Genomic DNA, 16,041 nt, shown 5'->3' with positions numbered 1-16,041 from the left:
GTCAACCATAGCCGCAGCGTGTGCGCTTGTATTGCCCGGAACCCCAATCGAAATTCAGCAAAGCCTGGCTTAACTGGTGCGCGTCAGCGGCGGCTGCAACGCGCTGAAGCGATGCCCGGCGGGTGCGTTTGCGTCGATACAGGCGCACACTGATGCGGCTTAACCAGATCACGAATCCCAAACCGGCCATGATGGCGACAAGTTTCGCGGCTGCGTGCCATAGCGGATTGATCACAGTAAGTGCGGGGGACGCGACCGCCACGGATTCGATAACGCCAGTCGCCGGGTTGTAGTAGGGCAATTCAATTTTCGGTAGCTGGATGGTGCCGGTTCGCAGTGGCTGGAAGGGGAGCGTAACCAGTAAGGTTTGCTCCAGGGATTTGTCGTTTTCATCAGCCAGCCGTATTTGTGGCGGATAGAAATGCAGCGTATCGCTATCGGTCAGCTCCGGTAATAGTTTGGCGATGCCTTCCGCGCTGATGCCGGCGCCGCGCACAATCAGACTCCAGTTGATTGGCCGGTTCAATATCAGTTTTCCTGATAGTGGCTGGGAAGTGGCGGTGAGTTTGCCGATGGGCACATATACCGGCAGGTAGCGCGGGGCCGGGCGGGTGTCGAACTGCAATGAGGGTGCGGCATAGCGCAAGCGGTTGCCGAATTTGATGGCATTCAACATCGGGAAATTGATTGTCACGCTCCCTGGCGTTAGCGGCATGATGGCCCAGGCCAGCCGGTGTACGGTAAAAGGGGTGCCGTTGAGCGTGGTGTCCCGTTGCGTTGGGGCGAGCTCGCGGATATACGTTCCGGCGGGTGCGGTTAATTTGGGTGGCGACCATTGCAGACTGCCGTCGTCGTAGATGTCCAGAGTCAGGGTGGCGGCTTGGCGGGTGAGCGGGTGTGCCGGGGTCAGGGCGGGTTTGAGCAGGACTTGCGGGGTATCCTGCCCAGATTCGTGCACCGTGACGGCTACGGGTCCGCTGCTGTTGCCAGCGAATTTGAGGGCGGGTAATTGCAGTTGGCCGCTATGCAGCGGGTAGAGGATGAGCGTTGTGGTCTCGGTGGTGCCGGGCTTGCCCCTGATGACCTCGGTTTGCTTGCTGGTGGAGCGGGTGTAGATATCAAAATCGCTTTTGAATGCATTGAGGTCGAGGCTATCCAGCTCAGCGCTGGCATCCTGGGCGCGGATGGTGACGGTAAGCGCTTCGCCGAGGGCGATATCGTGCTTGTCCGCAGTCAGGCTGAAGTGCGGCTGGGCCCAGGCCGGAACGGTCAGCATGGCAAGCCATAATGCGATCAGCAAATGCCTTACCATGGCAATAATTCTCCGTTACCTGCGTTGCTGTCGGCTGCATCGAGCTTGAGCAGTTCCTTTTGCACCTGCGCGGGTCTGTCGGCAGTGAGCTCGAGTTTTTTTAATGCTGCGGGGTAGGCCCGATCCGGTTCATGCTGTTTGGCAGATGCGGCGGCAACCTGGCTGCGCAAGCGTGCCTGTTCTGTATTCTGCCGGCTGGAAAGATCCACTTCCGGGCCGGTCTGTTCCTTGTCGTTGTCCATGGTAACGCGCTGATTGTCGATGGCCTGACCAAGCTCGCCGCCGACCTGATGGCCGCGATGTCCGGGGATGCCGATAATCGTGGCGTAATGCTTTCTGACCGCTGCCAGCTGGCCTGCGGTCAGGGCCAGATTGGCGGCCGCATTGGTATCGCGCGGCCGCAGTTTGAGCACACCCTGATAGGCGTCTGCTGCGGTGCCGAAACTGCCGGCGGCGAAATAGCTGTTGCCGAGGTTGTATAGCGCATCGGCGCATTGTGCCGGTGAATGTGCGGACAGCATCGCGGTCGTGAACTGGCGGATGGCTTCGGCATAATTTTGCCGCCGGTAGGCGGTGGCACCGCTGCCCATGGCGGCTGCGTAGCCTTGCATGCTGGCATAGAGGGCTTGCGCCTCGACATAATTGCCGCTGCGATAGGCGGTGTAGGCGGCGCGCGCTGTGCCGGTATCATCAGCGTGCGCGGTGGGCATACCTGCACTGTAGCCGAGCATTCCCGCCAGCAGCCATCCGGCAATATCGGGGCGGCTGCCGAGGCGATTCAGCGGGAAATATACGTAAAGCAGAAGCAGCCATGCCGGCAGCAGGCACCATGCATACAGTTCCTGCCATGCCTGGGCAGGTTCAGCCGTATGGCGGTTGCCGGGCAGTGTCAGAATGCCGTTGTCATACAGCGCGTTCCAGTCGCTGCCGCCATCCTGAACGCCGGTGTATTTGCCGCCGCCCACGCGGGCCAGTGCGGTCAGATAGGTTTCGTCCAGCCGGCTGACGGTTGCTGCGCCATCGTGTTCCAGTACGCCGCCATCAGTCTGGGGAATGGTTGCGCCAGCGCGTGTGCCGATGCCCATCACATACAGCGGTAATCCGGCTTGCTGCAATTTGCCTGCGGCGGTTCTGGCTGCACTCAGCATGGGTGCCGACAGGGCGCTGCTGTCGCCATCAGTGAGCAACAGCACTGTGCCATGCTGTCCTGCGCCTTGCGCCAGCAGGGACTGGCGTGCGAGATCGAGTGCGGCGCCGACATTGCTGCCGGGAACTTCGAACAGGCGCGGCTCAGCCAGCGTCAGATAATAGCGCAATGCGGCTTCGTCCCGGCTCAGCGGCATGAGCAAACCGGCATTGCCGGAAAATACGATGAGGCCGATACGTTCGCCGCGCAATCGCGGCAGCAGGTCGAGCAGCTCGAGCTTTGCGCGCTGCAAACGTTGCGGGGAGACATCTTCTGCCAGCATCGAGGGGGACACGTCCAGCACGATCATCAAATTGATCTCGTGACGCGGTATGGCAGCTTGCTGTTCCGGCGTCGTAAGCAAGGGCAGGCGCGGGCCTGCAGCAGCGCAGGCGAGCAGCAGCCAGGCGAGCATGCTGGCCAGATTGCGCCATTTTCCGGACGTGGCTCCGAGGCTGCCGCGCATCGCCCAGGGCAACAAATGCGCATCGGCATAGCGGTAGATTTTGTCGCGGCGCGCGCGCAATAACCAGCCTGTCAACCAGGGCTGCAGTGCCAGTGCCAGCCACCACGGGTTGCGCCAGTCCAGTTGGCTGAGTTCGCCCGGGCCGATCATGCCGCCATCCTGCGTATCTGATACAGGCGGCTCAGGCTGAACAGCACCCCGGCGAACAGCAGCGGCAGCAGATACCATTCCTGCACAGCCCGGCGCCGTGCGGGTCGAGCTATGGTTTTTTCCCGATGGCCGATATCGTCGATGACCTGTTGCAAGGCTTGCCGATTGTCGGCCTGATAATAGCGCCCGCCGGTGAGTGCGGCGATTTGCGCGAGATCAGGTTCGGCGGCCGGTGCCCCGGCGGTACTGACCGGGCGTCCGGCCGCAAACAGGTCGCCGCCCACCTGCACCGTATAAATCGGGACCGCCATGCGCCGTGCGAGTGCCACGGCTTCAGTCGGGGTTATGTCGCCCGCCGTGCTGTCGCCGTCGGAGAACAGAATCAGCGCGGGGCGCAAGCGCTGCTGCTGATGCAGTTGCTTGAGGGCGAGACCGATGGCGTCCCCCAGCGCGGTATCTTCGCCGGCAATACCTACCTGGATGCGCCTGAGCATGGCATTGACCAGCTCGAGATCGAAGGTCGGCGGCACCAGCGTTCCGGTGATCGTACCGAACCCGATCAGGCCGAAACGGTCGCCCTGGCGTCCTGCGACAAACCGGGTCACGATGTCCTTGAGCACGGCGAGGCGTTCCACGGGCTGCTCATGCGCTTCGAAATCGGCGATGCTCATGCTCTTGGAAGTATCCACCAGCAGCATGATTTCACGGCCTTCGGGCGTTTCCGGTATCCAGTCGCCCAGCCATTGCGGCTGCGCCAGCGCCAGGATCAGGCAGACCATGGCCAGCAGATTCGGCGCGAATATCCACAGCGAGTTGTCGGGCGTCATGTTGCGGCTCTGGGCCAGCAGGTCGAGATTGGGGTGCACCAGCGTCAAATTGGCTGCATCGGCTGCTTCGCCATGCACAAACCCGCGCCGCCATGCGACGAAGGCAAAGCCTGCCAGCAGCGGCAACAGGGCTAACCATCCCGGCTGGGCCAGCGTCAGCATCGTCCACCCCAGCGCAGCGCGGATTCGGCAATGGCAAACAGGCGTGCCCATGTTTGGGCATCCATGTCGGCGTCCGCCTTGTAACGTATCTCGTCCAGACACGTGGTCAGGTAAGCCCAGTCGGCGTATGCCGCTTGCGGCAATGAGCCGGGCGGGTCGCCGGCTTGCAGCTGTCTGAGTTTGAACATCCGGGCTAATTCGGCGGCGAGCGCATACGCGGTATCCTGCTGGCTCGCTTGACCTGCCTGCAAGGCCAGTCGCAATTGCCCCAGCTGTTTGCGTGCGGCACGCCGGCAACGCTGCCGCCACCACCAGATTGCTCCGCCCACCAGTAGTAGCAAGGCCGCTGCTGCAACCAGCCACATCAACGGATAATGCGCGGCACTCGCTGCCGGTGGCGCCGGTTCGATGATGTCGATCAGGCCGCTGGTCGCTTCGTTCATGGCTGTGCCGCTGCAAAGAGCAGATCGAACGGGTCGGTGTCGGTCATGCAATGCTGCAAACGCACGCCGATGCGGCGGAACAGTGCCTGCAGCTGGTTTTGCTGCAAACCGGCCTGATGCTGGAACGCGGTACGCACTGCATGGCTACCGGTATCGACCCAGCGCGATTGCTCCGAGGCGGCATCCTGAAACCGCATCAATCCGACGTCGGGCAGCGCGGTTTCGCTCGGATCGAGCAGCTGTATCGCCTGCAGCTGATGATGGCTGGCGAGACGCAGCAGCGGGGTCTGGTCAGAGGTTTGCATCTGGCGGAAATCGCTGAGCAGTACGATTCTGGAACCGCGCGGCAACAGGGCGTCGATTTGTTCCAGCAAATCGGCAAACGGGCGCATGGTTTGCGACTGAGAGGAGGACATCGGCGGGCAGGGCGCAACGGCGGCCTGTATCAGTTGCATGGCGCCGGTTTCGCCGTTGCGGCAGGGCAGCGTGTAACCTTCAGGTTGCCAGATGCTGCCGCCGATGCAGGTGTTGCCGGTCGCGGCGGCAAATCCCAGTATCGTCGCGATGCGTGCGGCTTGCGTCACTTTCAGCTGGTTGCGGGTGCCGAAACGCATGCTCGGGCCGCGGTCGATGACGATATGCAGCGCGGGTTGATGTTCTTCCCGGTAAATCTTGATGTGCGGCTTATTGGTGCGCGCCGTGGTGCGCCAGTCCATGTCGTGCACATCGTCGCCGGGCTGATAAAGCCGGGCTTCTTCGAAATCCAGGCCGCTGCCCAGATACGCCGAACGCAGATCCCCGGCATGGCGCTGATGCGCTTCCCTGATATAAGGCATTTCCTGCAGCGAGCGGGTGCGGCGGATGAGTTCAGCGAGCTGGGCCGCATCCAGCAAGGGCGCATGCGTCTCGCTCAGTCTCGCATGCGCGACGGTTCCGGCAAGCAGCTGTCGCCCGAGTGTGGCCAGTTTATGCAGTGACAGGTTCACGGCGTGCCGTCGTCAGGGTACCGGTACGGCATCCAGCAGGGCCTGAATCAGCTCGTTACGGGAGAGCTTCTCCATGCGCGCATTGAAACTGAGGATGATGCGGTGGCGCAGACAGTCGGGGGCCACGGCGAGGATGTCGTCGGGAATGACATAATCCCGGCCCTGCAAATAGGCGTGCGCAGAGGCCGCGTGGGCAATGGCGAGCGACGCGCGCGGGCTGGCGCCGACCTCGATCATGTCCGCCAGCTGCGGCAGGTACTGTCCGACGTTGCGGGTGGCGCCGACCAGCGCCACGATGTAGCGTTCCAGTTCGTTGCTTAGATGCACCTGTTTCACTTCTTCGCGTGCCGCCAGCACGGTATGAACGTCCATGCCGGACGCAGGCGCTGCATCGCCTGTCCGGGCTGTGCGGTCGCGCTGCAGTATCAGCAGTTCTTCTTCCGCCGTGGGGTAATCCAGCTCCACATGCAGCAGGAATCGGTCGAGCTGCGCTTCCGGCAACGGGTAGGTGCCCGATTGCTCCAGCGGATTCTGCGTGGCCATCACCATGAACAGCGGCGGTAACGCGCGGGTTACGCCGCCGACGGTGATCTGGTGTTCCTGCATGGCTTCGAGCAATGCCGACTGCACTTTGGCCGGCGCGCGGTTGATCTCGTCGGCCAGGATGATCTCGTGGAACAGCGGCCCTTCGACAAAGCAGAAGCTGCCTGCCTGCGGGTTGTAAATGTCGGTGCCGGTCAGGTCGCCGGGGAGCAGGTCGGGGGTAAACTGGATGCGCTGAAAGCTGGCGTGCACGCTGCTGCTCAGTGCTTTGACCGCAGTGGTTTTCGCCAGACCGGGCAAGCCTTCCAGCAGGATATGCCCACCTGTCAGCAGGCCGATCACCAGCCTGTCCAGCAGCGCGGCCTGACCGACGATGGCGTTTTCCAGAGAGTGGCGCAGCGCGATGATTTTGGGCTGATTCAGCATCGTTTCTTTCCCGGTAATGAACAACAGAGCATTGCAATTGGATACGGATCAGTATAGTGACCGCACCGCTAATGCAGTATGGTTGATATGAACCAACCCATTCCGACTGCGGGATGCAGATGTGACCGGATTATTTGATGACCCGCGTCTGCCCCGGGCGTTGCCGGTATTGTGTTTCCTTGGGGCCTTTGCCGGCGGCGCGCGCGACCAGCGGATCAACATCCTGCAGCAATTGCTGGCGCTGGCTCTCGGTGATTTTCGGATTGCGCGAAATGGCGTGGCGTACGTTGGGGTCGCGATCGTTGACGCATTGGGCGATCATTTCTGCGGTCAGATCCGGGCGTTTGGCGATGCACAGACGGATGACATGATCCTGATCCTGGATCAGTGCGCTGATTTCGTCCTGGGTAAGGTCGGCGCGACGCGCAAAATAGCATTTAATTACCATCCATTGTTCATGTACCATGAATGGGCGGTAATCCAGCGGCAATGCCTCACTCAGGGCCAAATCCAGACGTTCTGCAAGCGGCAACGCTTTATATTGTTTTTCCAAATCAGTCATTCTCAAAATCCCGGCTTTCCAATATGAACGAACTATGAAAAAATGCACCTAATTGTAACGGATTAAAGTTGGGTGGCGAACATGATCGACAAGGATGGGTATCGCCCCAATGTCGGCATCATTCTTTGCAACTCCCGAAATGAAGTGTTTTGGGGCAAACGGATACGGCAACACTCTTGGCAGTTCCCGCAGGGCGGCATCAACCAAGGCGAAAACCCGGAGCAGGCGATGTACCGGGAATTGATGGAAGAAGTCGGTCTGGAACCGCAGCATGTGCGGATTTTAGGGCGTACACGAAACTGGCTGCGCTACGATGTGCCGCGTCACTGGTCGCGCCGTGATTGCCGCAGCCATTATCGCGGACAGAAGCAGATATGGTTTCTGTTGCGCCTGACGGGCCGGGATTGCGATGTGTGCTTGCGCGCATCGACGCATCCGGAGTTTGATGCTTGGCGTTGGAATGATTACTGGGTAGCGATGGAAACGGTGGTGGAATTCAAGCGCGAGGTTTATCGCGCAGCGCTGTCCGAGCTGTCGCATTATTTGGAACGCGATCACGCGCATCGTCAGGGTGCGCCGCGCGAGCACGAGATTACCCTGCAAGTGAGTGAATAAATGCAGTTATTGTTTGAGTCGTTTGATCGAGCGGTATATTACTTGCCGGGTAGTCGCCCGGCGGTTTTTTTTCTGGCGGATAAGGAAGGGGGCGGAATTCTGATTAATACCCCGGCCTATACGCCGGAATTGCTGGCGCAAATCAATGCCGTCATGCCGCTGAAGTTCCTGTTTTACCCTAGCCATTTCGGTGCGGTGGACGTGGATGCGTGGCGTGAAGCCAGCGGTGCGCAAGCCATGACTTACGGGCATGAAACGCGGCGCATCAATGGCACGATAGATCTGGTGCTGGATCGTGAAAACCGGTTTTCGCGCACCATCGATTTTTTACCCATGTCGGGACGCACGGAGAGCAGTTGCGCATTGCGCTGCAAGAACAAGCCCGGCATGGTGTTTTTCGGGCCGATTTTGTCTCAAGGGGCATCCGGTTGGCCGACGCTGACTGAACAGCCCGACGATTATTCTTTCGAAAATCGCCTGTTCGGCACATTGGGGCTGCAGGATGTCAAATTCGAATACGCGTTTACTGACGATTTCGATCCGCAAACCAGCCAGTTCGGGCCCGGGGCGGATGTTGCGATCCAGCGCGAACTCGCGCATGTGTTCGATTAACCCGGCCCTCTTCAAGTTAAAGGAAATATTTAATGGCTATCTCGGAATTACAAGTACAAACCGCATTAAAGACCGCAATCGATCCGAATACCCACAAGGATTTCGTTACCAGCAAAACCGTTCGCAACATCCAGATCAATGGCAACGATGTGTCGCTGGATGTGATGCTGGGCTACCCGGCGCAAAGCCAGACGGCGATCATCAGCCAGATCGTGACCGATGCGCTGAAGACCATTACCGGTATCGGGCGCATCAGCGTCAATGTCAGCTTCAAGATCGTGTCGCACAGCGTGCAGCGCGGCGTGAAGCTGATCCCGAATGTGAAAAACATCATCGCCGTCGCTTCCGGCAAGGGCGGCGTCGGCAAATCCACCACAGCGGTGAATCTGGCATTGGCGCTGGCCGCCGAAGGCGCGAAGGTGGGCATGCTCGACGCCGACATCTACGGCCCTTCGCAGCCCACCATGCTGGGTGTGCAAGGCCGCCCGGAATCACGTGACGGCAAGAGTCTGGAGCCGATGGAAGCGCACGGCTTGCAGATCATGTCGATCGGCTTCCTGATCGACGCCGAGACCCCGATGGTGTGGCGCGGCCCGATGGTGACGCAGGCGCTGGAGCAGTTGCTGAACGATACACGCTGGCGCGATCTGGATTATCTGGTAGTCGATTTGCCACCGGGCACCGGCGATATCCAGCTGACCCTGGCGCAGCGCGTGCCGGTGACCGGTGCGGTGATCGTCACCACTCCGCAGGACATCGCGCTGATCGATGCGCGCAAGGGCTTCAAGATGTTCGAGAAAGTCGGCATTCCTATCTTCGGTATCGTCGAGAACATGAGCATCCATATCTGCAGCAAGTGCGGCCATGAAGAGCATATCTTCGGCGAAGGCGGCGGCGAGAAGATGTCCAGCGATTACGAAGTCGAATTCCTCGGCGCATTGCCGCTGGATATCCGTATCCGTCAGGAAGCCGATGCCGGCGCGCCTACGGTGGTGACTGCGCCGGATAGCCGTATCTCCGAGATTTACAAACAGATCGCCCGCCGCGTTGCCGTCAAAGTCGCCGAACAGGCGCAGGACCACAGCAATGCCTTCCCTAAAATCGTGATTCAGAACACCTGAGCCTTAGACATGAGCATTAAAGCCGATAAGTGGATACGTAAAATGGCGGAGCAACACGGCATGATCGAGCCGTTTGAGCCGGGCCAGGTACGCGAGGTCAATGGCAACAAGATCGTGTCCTACGGCACATCGAGTTACGGTTACGATATCCGTTGCGCCAACGAATTCAAATTGTTCACCAACATCAATTCCACGATCGTGGATCCGAAGAACTTCGACCCGAATTCCTTCGTGGACGTGGTCGGCGATTCCTGCATCATTCCGCCGAATTCGTTTGCGCTGGCGCGTACGGTCGAATATTTCCGCATTCCGCGTAACGTGCTGACGATCTGTCTGGGCAAATCCACTTATGCGCGCTGCGGCATCATCGTCAATGTCACGCCGTTTGAGCCGGAATGGGAAGGCTACGTTACACTCGAGTTCTCCAATACTACGCCGCTGCCTGCACGTATTTATGCCAATGAAGGCGTAGCGCAGGTGCTGTTCTTCGAGAGTGACGAGGTATGCGAAACCTCGTACCGCGATCGCGGCGGCAAATATCAGGGACAAAGCGGTGTCACATTACCGTCCATGTAGCTTGGTATGATGTGATGCAAATGATCAAACCGCCAAGACAACGAGGTGCCCGAGTTTGTCTTGGCGGTTTATATTTTTCAGGATATTGTCCGCGCCGCCATTGTGTCGGTGTTGAGGAGTAAGTATGAAATTCCGTTTTCCTATCGTCGTGATAGATGAGGATTACCGTTCCGATAATGCCAGCGGGCTGGGTATCCGTGCGCTCGCCAAGGCGCTGGAGGATGAAGGCAGCGAAGTGCTGGGTGTCACCAGCTATGGCGATCTGTCCAGTTTCGCGCAACAGCAGAGCCGTGCTTCGGCGTTTATTCTGTCGATAGACGACGAGGAATTCTCGTCGCCGGTCGCCGCCGACCAGGCAGTCGCGCAATTGCGCAGTTTCGTCGAGGAAATCCGCTTTCGCAACAGCGAGATCCCGATTTTCCTGTACGGCGAGACGCGCACCTCGCGCCATATCCCCAACGATGTGTTGAAGGAGCTGCATGGCTTCATTCACATGTTCGAGGATACGCCCGAGTTCGTCGCCCGCCACATCCTGCGCGAGACCAAAACCTATCTGGATTCGCTGGCACCGCCGTTCTTCCGCGCGCTGACCCATTACGCGTCGGACGGCTCCTATTCCTGGCACTGCCCCGGTCACTCCGGCGGCGTGGCGTTCCTGAAAAGCCCGGTGGGGCAGATGTTCCACCAGTTCTTCGGCGAGAACATGCTGCGTGCCGACGTCTGCAACGCGGTGGAAGAGCTGGGCCAACTGCTGGATCACACCGGGCCGGTGGCGGCTTCCGAACGCAATGCTGCGCGCATTTTCAGCGCCGACCATCTGTTTTTCGTCACCAACGGTACATCGACTTCCAACAAGATCGTCTGGCATTCGACCGTGGCGCCGGATGATATCGTGGTGGTGGACCGCAACTGCCATAAATCGATACTGCATGCGATCATCATGACCGGCGCGATACCGGTGTTCCTGACCCCGACCCGCAACCACTACGGCATTATCGGGCCGATTCCGCTGGATGAATTCAAGCCGGAAAACATCCAGAAGAAAATCGATGCCAATCCGTTTGCGCGCGGCGCCAAGACCAAGCCGCGGGTGCTGACCATCACCCAGAGCACATACGACGGCGTGCTGTATAACGTCGAAACAATCAAGTCCATGCTCGACGGCGAAATCGATACGCTGCATTTCGATGAAGCGTGGCTGCCGCATGCGACTTTCCATGACTTCTATCACGGCATGCACGCCATCGGCCGCGATCGTCCGCACTGCAAGGAATCCATGTTGTTTTCCACGCAGTCCACCCACAAGATGCTGGCGGGGCTGTCGCAGGCTTCGCAAATCCTGGTACAGGATTCCGAAACCCGAAAACTGGATCGCGACGTATTCAACGAAGCGTTCCTGATGCACACCTCCACCAGTCCGCAATACGCCATCATCGCTTCGTGTGACGTGGCGGCGGCGATGATGGAGCCGCCCGGCGGCACTGCGCTGGTGGAAGAATCGATCATGGAAGCGCTGGATTTTCGCCGCGCCATGCGCAAGGTGGACGAGGAGTTCGGCGATTCATGGTGGTTCAAGGTATGGGGTCCGGATCATCTGGCCGAAGAAGGCATGGGCGAAAGCGACGACTGGGTGCTGCGTGCCAACGAGCGCTGGCACGGTTTCGGCGACCTGGCATCGGGCTTTAACATGCTCGATCCGATCAAGTCCACCATCATCACCCCCGGGCTGGATGTCGACGGTGACTTTGCTGACAGCGGCATGCCGGCTGCCATCGTTACCAAATACCTGGCCGAGCACGGCGTGATCGTGGAGAAAACCGGCCTGTATTCGTTCTTCATCATGTTCACCATCGGCATCACCAAGGGCCGCTGGAACACTATGCTGACCGCGTTGCAGCAGTTCAAGGACGAATACGACCGCAACCAGCCTTTGTGGCGCGTGCTGCCGGAATTCGTCGCCAAATATCCGCGCTACGAGCGCATGGGCCTGAAAGACCTGTGCGACGCGATTCACGGCATCTACAAGGCGAACGACATTGCGCGTCTGACCACCGAGATGTATCTGTCCAATATGGAGCCGGCGATGAAACCGACCGATGCGTTCGCCAAGATGGCGCACCGCGAGATCGACCGCGTGGAAATCGACAAGCTCGAAGGCCGCATCACCAGCGTGCTGCTGACCCCATATCCGCCGGGTATCCCATTGCTGATCCCGGGCGAGCGTTTCAATGCTACCATCGTGCGTTATCTCAAGTTCGCCCGCGATTTCAACGAGCGTTTCCCGGGTTTCGAGACTGACATACACGGTCTGGTGAAGGCGGAAGTTGAGGGTAAGGCTGTTTATTATGTGGACTGCGTGCGCTGAAAACGACACGCGGGCTGATATCAATAAGAGGATAAGAAAATGAATGCAATAAAGATAGTTGCGATCGCATTGATTGCTGCAGGGGTTTTGGGTCTGGCATATGGCGGATTCAGTTATACCAAGGAAACCCAGGCAGTCAAATTGGGCACGCTGGAAATGTCCTTCAAGGAAAAGCAGACGGTGGATATCCCGATATGGGCGAGCATAGGCGCGATTGTGGTCGGTGCCGGATTGCTGCTGGCCGGGAAGAAGGATTAAGTCGGGTCAGTATCGGTTTTTCATGGTTTCAGGATGCTCATGTTGCGAAAATTATTAGATCTTGCCGGTGTGGATTTCACCCCGATCAGTCACGGGGAACGCTGGATTTCCATCAGTGGGGCGTTTTTCGGGATATTGCTGGTTTATCTGTGTTCGAGTTATTTCCTGCATGGGCAGGATGTACCGCTGGTGGTGGCTTCGATGGGGGCGTCGGCGGTGCTGCTGTTCGCGGTGCCCCACGGTGCATTGTCGCAGCCCTGGGCGCTGGTTGGCGGTCAGCTGATCTCTGCGCTGATCGGCGTGACCTGCAGCGAACTGATTCCGCAGGTGTGGCTGGCAGTGCCGGTGGCGGTGGCTCTGGCAGTGGGTGCGATGCACTATCTGCGCTGTATCCATCCCCCCGGCGGCGCCACGGCACTGGTCGCAGCGATGGGCGGCCCCGAACTGCATGCGCTCGGTTACGGATTTGTGCTGGAGCCGGTGCTGCTGAATGTCCTGGTTATTCTGGTTGTGGCAGTGGTGTTCAGCTGGATGTTCCCGTGGCGTCGTTATCCGGCATTTCTCTCCGAGGACAAGGTGGAAACGCCCAGTGAAATCATTACGGCCTATCCTGCCATTTCGCATGAGGATTTCGTCTATGCGTTAAGTCAAATCGACTCGTTCATAGACGTCAATGAACACGATTTGATGCGCATCTACCAGCTCGCTACCAAGCATCACACATTGGGTAACGAACTGGCCTCTACTTCTCCCAAAAAGCACGGCTGTTCCTGAGTGGTATTCCCGTGTCAGGCAGCAGCGGATTTGCCGTTCCTGCCGCGTGGCAGCATTGCCAGGCTGACGCCGCCGATGACCATCAGCCCGCCGATGATCTGTACCGCAGTAGGCATGGTTCCCATGATGGCGGCGACCAGCATGGCGAATACCGGTACCAGATTCAGGAATAGTGCGGTACGTCCGGCACCGAGGCGGGCGATTCCGGTATTCCAGAACAGGTAAGCGAGCACGGTGCCGCCTACTACCATGAGCGCCATCGCTATGCCTGCATGCCAGCCGGGCAGGCTTAGCGGCTCGCCGCTGCCGACCGCGGCCGTCAGCAACAGCAGCGCGCCGGCTGACATGACCAGAGTGGTGTTGGTCAGTGCCGGCAGTTTGGGCATGATGCTGCGGCTGAGCACATTGTAAAACGCCCAGGCAATATTGGCACCGAGCATCAGCAGGTCACCGCGCACATCATGCAAATGCGTCACCCGCGTCAGGTCACCGCCTGAAACCACGACAAATACTCCCGATAGCGCCAGCGGCAGTGACAGCAGCAAGCGCCCGCTCGGACGTTCGCCCAGCACAACGGCGGCGAGCAGGGTAGTCATCAGCGGATTGGTTGCCATGATCAGCGCGGCATTGCCCGCCGAAGTGGTTTGCAGCGCAAAGAAGAACAGCAGATTGAAGCCGCCGATGCCGATGGCGCCGATCAATAAATACACGCCAGCGTGACGGCGGATCGGCGCGATGAGGTTCTCGCCGCGCCAGCTGACGAAAGCGATCATGATGAGCGCGCCCAGCGTAAAACGCATCGCGGCAGCCCAGAGCGGAGCCATGTCATGCAGTATCGGTCCGGCCAGCGCAAAATTGGCGCCCCAGAATAGCGTCGATACGACAACGAGCAGATATACGGAGTTGGTCTTCATGTGACGGCTTTAAGAAAGTCTTGTGATGGCTGGAGTCTAATTGACAGCAGGGGGATGTACAAACTAGACTTTCTAACATGACGATTAAGAAAATCTTATGATGCGACGATTACCTTCATTGAATGCGCTGCGTGCTTTTGAGTCCGTGGCCCGGCATCTTTCATTTGCGCGTGCGGCTGAAGAGCTGCACGTAACGCCAGCGGCGGTGAGCCAGCTTGTCAAGCAACTGGAAGTGCATCTGGGTATGAATCTGTTCAAACGCGGCAAGACGCTGACGCTCAGTGCATCAGCCCATGCTGCCCTGCCGCTGATTACCGAAGCCTTCGACCGCCTGGAACGGGCGGTCGGACAAATGCGTACCGATAACGACAGCAGCACATTGGTAGTGTCTGCGCCACCGGCATTCGCTGCGCGCTGGCTGATACCGCGGCTTGAGGATTTCCAGACGCGTTATCCGGATATCGAACTGCGTTTGCTCGCGACGCGGCGTATGGTCGATTTCGCACTGGAGGACGTCGATGTGGCGATACGCTTCGGTGCCGGGTCTTATGCCGGCTTGTTCAGCGAGCGCATCATGCCGGAAACGATAGTGCCGGTAGCGGCGCCCGCATTGGCGGCGAGTATTAACACACCGGCCGATTTGCTGCAGTGCACCTTGCTGCAGGATGATGCTTACGAACTGGATCCGGCTTTCCCCGATTGGGACACCTGGCTGGCGGCGCTGAACGTTACGCGCAAGATGCCTTTGCGCATACGCCATTTCAGTGATGTCAATCTGGTGATTCAGGCTGCCGCAAGCGGGCTGGGCGTGGCTCTGGCCTGGCGCAGTCTGGTGGCAGACGAGCTGCGGAGCGGCAGATTGATGCCCTTGCTGGATACGACGCTGCCGACCGATCGGGCTTATCATCTGGTAACGCTCAACCATCGTCTGACCTTCAACAAGGTGCTTGCCTTCCGGCAATGGCTGCAGGCTCAGGCTCTGCCGCAGTTCCCATGATATTGCCGTAGTCATTGATTAATTGGCATTAAATTGCGGCGGATTGCCGTTCCCAGTGGTTTAAGTTATAACTTTTTGATTTTGAACGAATTTAAATTATTTTTAATTTTGATCGTAATTGTGTTGACGTAAATAGTAACGAAAGTTACTATTTTATCCGTTATTAATTCTCGCGTGCATCTCTATGGTCAAGGAATGCCTGAATGCTTTCGAGCAACGTTTGGATACCATTGACAGGCAAATACCCGGACAACCTCGGCAGGAGGTAATGTTGTCGCGCATGCAGTTTCTTATCTCCAAGAAATTGCAGGAATTGATGAACGAGCAATTGCAGCCTTACGGTATTAACGACACGATCTGGACTGCGCTGATCATGCTGTATTCCAGTACGGACCGTTATATTTATCCAAGCGACCTGAGTCATATCGTCGCTTCATCGCGCACCAATATCACGCGTTTTGCTGATGAAATGGTGAAAAAAGGCTGGGTGAGCAGGAAAGGTCACGAGACTGACCGGCGCAAGGTGGTATTGACTCTGACCGAGTCCGGGATCGCGCTGGTTGAAGCCGTCATGCCCAAGCAATGGGCTGTGTATCAGGCGCTGTGGCAGAATTTCAGTGCCGATGAAAAGAATCAGATGCAAGCCATGCAGTACAAGTTGTTAGATTCGATATCCAGCCTGATTGGCTTGCCGGAACCTGTTATCACAGGCATGGCCAGTACGGATAACCTTAAATAATTCAAGC

The 16,041-nt window shown here is 58.5% G+C and carries 17 protein-coding genes; 9 read left to right on the top strand and 8 right to left on the bottom strand.

Going from position 1 to position 16,041, the window contains the following annotated elements:
* Position 1: 1 nt before the first annotated feature.
* The 7 genes from CAP31_RS11495 to CAP31_RS11465 all read right to left on the bottom strand — a co-directional run bounded on the left by CAP31_RS11495 (position 2) and on the right by CAP31_RS11465 (position 7,063).
* Positions 2-1,312: a BatD family protein gene (locus CAP31_RS11495; protein WP_087447659.1), complete on the bottom strand. Its 1,311-nt coding sequence runs from the start codon at positions 1,310-1,312 to the stop codon at positions 2-4.
* Positions 1,306-3,114 carry a VWA domain-containing protein gene (locus CAP31_RS11490; protein ID WP_189836616.1) on the bottom strand — a complete coding sequence of 603 codons (1,809 nt, stop codon included), beginning with the start codon at positions 3,112-3,114 and terminating at the stop codon, positions 1,306-1,308. The genes CAP31_RS11495 and CAP31_RS11490 overlap by 7 nt, the downstream gene beginning before the upstream one ends.
* On the bottom strand, positions 3,111-4,154 hold the full coding sequence (locus CAP31_RS11485; protein ID WP_087447657.1) for a VWA domain-containing protein: 1,044 nt from the start codon (positions 4,152-4,154) through the stop codon (positions 3,111-3,113). Before CAP31_RS11485 ends, CAP31_RS11490 begins: the two co-directional genes overlap by 4 nt.
* Positions 4,097-4,546 carry a DUF4381 family protein gene (locus CAP31_RS11480; RefSeq protein ID WP_087447656.1) on the bottom strand — a complete coding sequence of 150 codons (450 nt, stop codon included), beginning with the start codon at positions 4,544-4,546 and terminating at the stop codon, positions 4,097-4,099. Before CAP31_RS11480 ends, CAP31_RS11485 begins: the two co-directional genes overlap by 58 nt.
* Positions 4,543-5,532 carry a DUF58 domain-containing protein gene (locus tag CAP31_RS11475; protein WP_087447655.1) on the bottom strand — a complete coding sequence of 330 codons (990 nt, stop codon included), beginning with the start codon at positions 5,530-5,532 and terminating at the stop codon, positions 4,543-4,545. The genes CAP31_RS11480 and CAP31_RS11475 overlap by 4 nt, the downstream gene beginning before the upstream one ends.
* 12 nt (positions 5,533-5,544) lie before the next feature.
* Positions 5,545-6,501, bottom strand: coding sequence for a MoxR family ATPase (locus tag CAP31_RS11470; protein WP_087447654.1), 957 nt, complete (start codon positions 6,499-6,501; stop codon positions 5,545-5,547).
* 130 nt (positions 6,502-6,631) lie between these two features.
* A complete protein-coding gene (locus tag CAP31_RS11465; protein WP_087447653.1) occupies positions 6,632-7,063 on the bottom strand; it encodes a hypothetical protein in 432 nt (143 codons plus the stop codon).
* A gap of 81 nt (positions 7,064-7,144) precedes the next feature.
* Between CAP31_RS11465 and CAP31_RS11460 the strand changes: the two genes are divergently transcribed.
* The 7 genes from CAP31_RS11460 to CAP31_RS11430 all read left to right on the top strand — a co-directional run bounded on the left by CAP31_RS11460 (position 7,145) and on the right by CAP31_RS11430 (position 13,384).
* Positions 7,145-7,678, top strand: a complete 534-nt coding sequence (locus tag CAP31_RS11460) for an RNA pyrophosphohydrolase (RefSeq protein ID WP_087447652.1) — start codon at positions 7,145-7,147, stop codon at positions 7,676-7,678.
* Positions 7,679-8,290 carry a hypothetical protein gene (locus CAP31_RS11455; RefSeq protein ID WP_087447651.1) on the top strand — a complete coding sequence of 204 codons (612 nt, stop codon included), beginning with the start codon at positions 7,679-7,681 and terminating at the stop codon, positions 8,288-8,290. It abuts the gene before it with no gap.
* Between the two features lie 32 nt (positions 8,291-8,322).
* Positions 8,323-9,411: an iron-sulfur cluster carrier protein ApbC gene (gene apbC / locus CAP31_RS11450; RefSeq protein WP_087447650.1), complete on the top strand. Its 1,089-nt coding sequence runs from the start codon at positions 8,323-8,325 to the stop codon at positions 9,409-9,411.
* 9 nt (positions 9,412-9,420) lie between these two features.
* Entirely contained in the window at positions 9,421-9,987 is a 567-nt protein-coding gene (gene dcd, locus CAP31_RS11445) for a dCTP deaminase (protein ID WP_087447649.1), read from the top strand.
* Positions 9,988-10,111: 124 nt separating this feature from the next.
* Entirely contained in the window at positions 10,112-12,352 is a 2,241-nt protein-coding gene (locus CAP31_RS11440) for an arginine/lysine/ornithine decarboxylase (RefSeq protein ID WP_087447648.1), read from the top strand.
* Between the two features lie 39 nt (positions 12,353-12,391).
* Entirely contained in the window at positions 12,392-12,610 is a 219-nt protein-coding gene (locus CAP31_RS11435) for a hypothetical protein (protein WP_087447647.1), read from the top strand.
* A gap of 39 nt (positions 12,611-12,649) precedes the next feature.
* Entirely contained in the window at positions 12,650-13,384 is a 735-nt protein-coding gene (locus CAP31_RS11430) for an HPP family protein (protein ID WP_157662740.1), read from the top strand.
* A 14-nt stretch (positions 13,385-13,398) separates the two neighbouring features.
* Here the strand turns inward: CAP31_RS11430 and CAP31_RS11425 are convergent, their stop codons facing one another.
* A complete protein-coding gene (locus CAP31_RS11425; RefSeq protein WP_087447645.1) occupies positions 13,399-14,298 on the bottom strand; it encodes a DMT family transporter in 900 nt (299 codons plus the stop codon).
* 97 nt (positions 14,299-14,395) lie between these two features.
* Between CAP31_RS11425 and gcvA the strand changes: the two genes are divergently transcribed.
* Both gcvA and CAP31_RS11415 read left to right on the top strand, forming a co-directional pair.
* Positions 14,396-15,295 carry a transcriptional regulator GcvA gene (gene gcvA, locus CAP31_RS11420; RefSeq protein WP_087447644.1) on the top strand — a complete coding sequence of 300 codons (900 nt, stop codon included), beginning with the start codon at positions 14,396-14,398 and terminating at the stop codon, positions 15,293-15,295.
* 280 nt (positions 15,296-15,575) lie between these two features.
* Positions 15,576-16,034, top strand: coding sequence for a MarR family transcriptional regulator (locus CAP31_RS11415; RefSeq protein ID WP_157662739.1), 459 nt, complete (start codon positions 15,576-15,578; stop codon positions 16,032-16,034).
* Positions 16,035-16,041 lie beyond the last annotated feature (7 nt).

Origin of the sequence: Sulfuriferula sp. AH1 (assembly GCF_002162035.1) — a bacterium.
Classification (GTDB): Bacteria; Pseudomonadota; Gammaproteobacteria; order Burkholderiales; family Sulfuriferulaceae; genus Sulfuriferula.
The sequence above is the reverse complement of the archived record's forward strand: the minus strand, read 5'-3'. Positions and strand labels throughout refer to the sequence as shown.

Excerpts from the sequence above, each read along its gene's own strand:
- gcvA (WP_087447644.1), top strand. The coding sequence starts at position 14,396 with ATGATGCGACGATTACCTTCATTGAATGCGCTGCGTGCTTTTGAGTCC.
- apbC (WP_087447650.1), top strand. The coding sequence starts at position 8,323 with ATGGCTATCTCGGAATTACAAGTACAAACCGCATTAAAGACCGCAATC.
- CAP31_RS11425 (WP_087447645.1), bottom strand. The coding sequence starts at position 14,298 with ATGAAGACCAACTCCGTATATCTGCTCGTTGTCGTATCGACGCTATTC.
- CAP31_RS11490 (WP_189836616.1), bottom strand. The coding sequence starts at position 3,114 with ATGATCGGCCCGGGCGAACTCAGCCAACTGGACTGGCGCAACCCGTGG.
- dcd (WP_087447649.1), top strand. The coding sequence starts at position 9,421 with ATGAGCATTAAAGCCGATAAGTGGATACGTAAAATGGCGGAGCAACAC.
- CAP31_RS11495 (WP_087447659.1), bottom strand. The coding sequence starts at position 1,312 with ATGGTAAGGCATTTGCTGATCGCATTATGGCTTGCCATGCTGACCGTT.
- CAP31_RS11415 (WP_157662739.1), top strand. The coding sequence starts at position 15,576 with ATGCAGTTTCTTATCTCCAAGAAATTGCAGGAATTGATGAACGAGCAA.
- CAP31_RS11480 (WP_087447656.1), bottom strand. The coding sequence starts at position 4,546 with ATGAACGAAGCGACCAGCGGCCTGATCGACATCATCGAACCGGCGCCA.
- CAP31_RS11485 (WP_087447657.1), bottom strand. The coding sequence starts at position 4,154 with ATGGGCACGCCTGTTTGCCATTGCCGAATCCGCGCTGCGCTGGGGTGG.
- CAP31_RS11470 (WP_087447654.1), bottom strand. The coding sequence starts at position 6,501 with ATGCTGAATCAGCCCAAAATCATCGCGCTGCGCCACTCTCTGGAAAAC.
- CAP31_RS11440 (WP_087447648.1), top strand. The coding sequence starts at position 10,112 with ATGAAATTCCGTTTTCCTATCGTCGTGATAGATGAGGATTACCGTTCC.
- CAP31_RS11460 (WP_087447652.1), top strand. The coding sequence starts at position 7,145 with ATGATCGACAAGGATGGGTATCGCCCCAATGTCGGCATCATTCTTTGC.
- CAP31_RS11455 (WP_087447651.1), top strand. The coding sequence starts at position 7,679 with ATGCAGTTATTGTTTGAGTCGTTTGATCGAGCGGTATATTACTTGCCG.
- CAP31_RS11465 (WP_087447653.1), bottom strand. The coding sequence starts at position 7,063 with ATGACTGATTTGGAAAAACAATATAAAGCGTTGCCGCTTGCAGAACGT.
- CAP31_RS11435 (WP_087447647.1), top strand. The coding sequence starts at position 12,392 with ATGAATGCAATAAAGATAGTTGCGATCGCATTGATTGCTGCAGGGGTT.
- CAP31_RS11430 (WP_157662740.1), top strand. The coding sequence starts at position 12,650 with ATGTTGCGAAAATTATTAGATCTTGCCGGTGTGGATTTCACCCCGATC.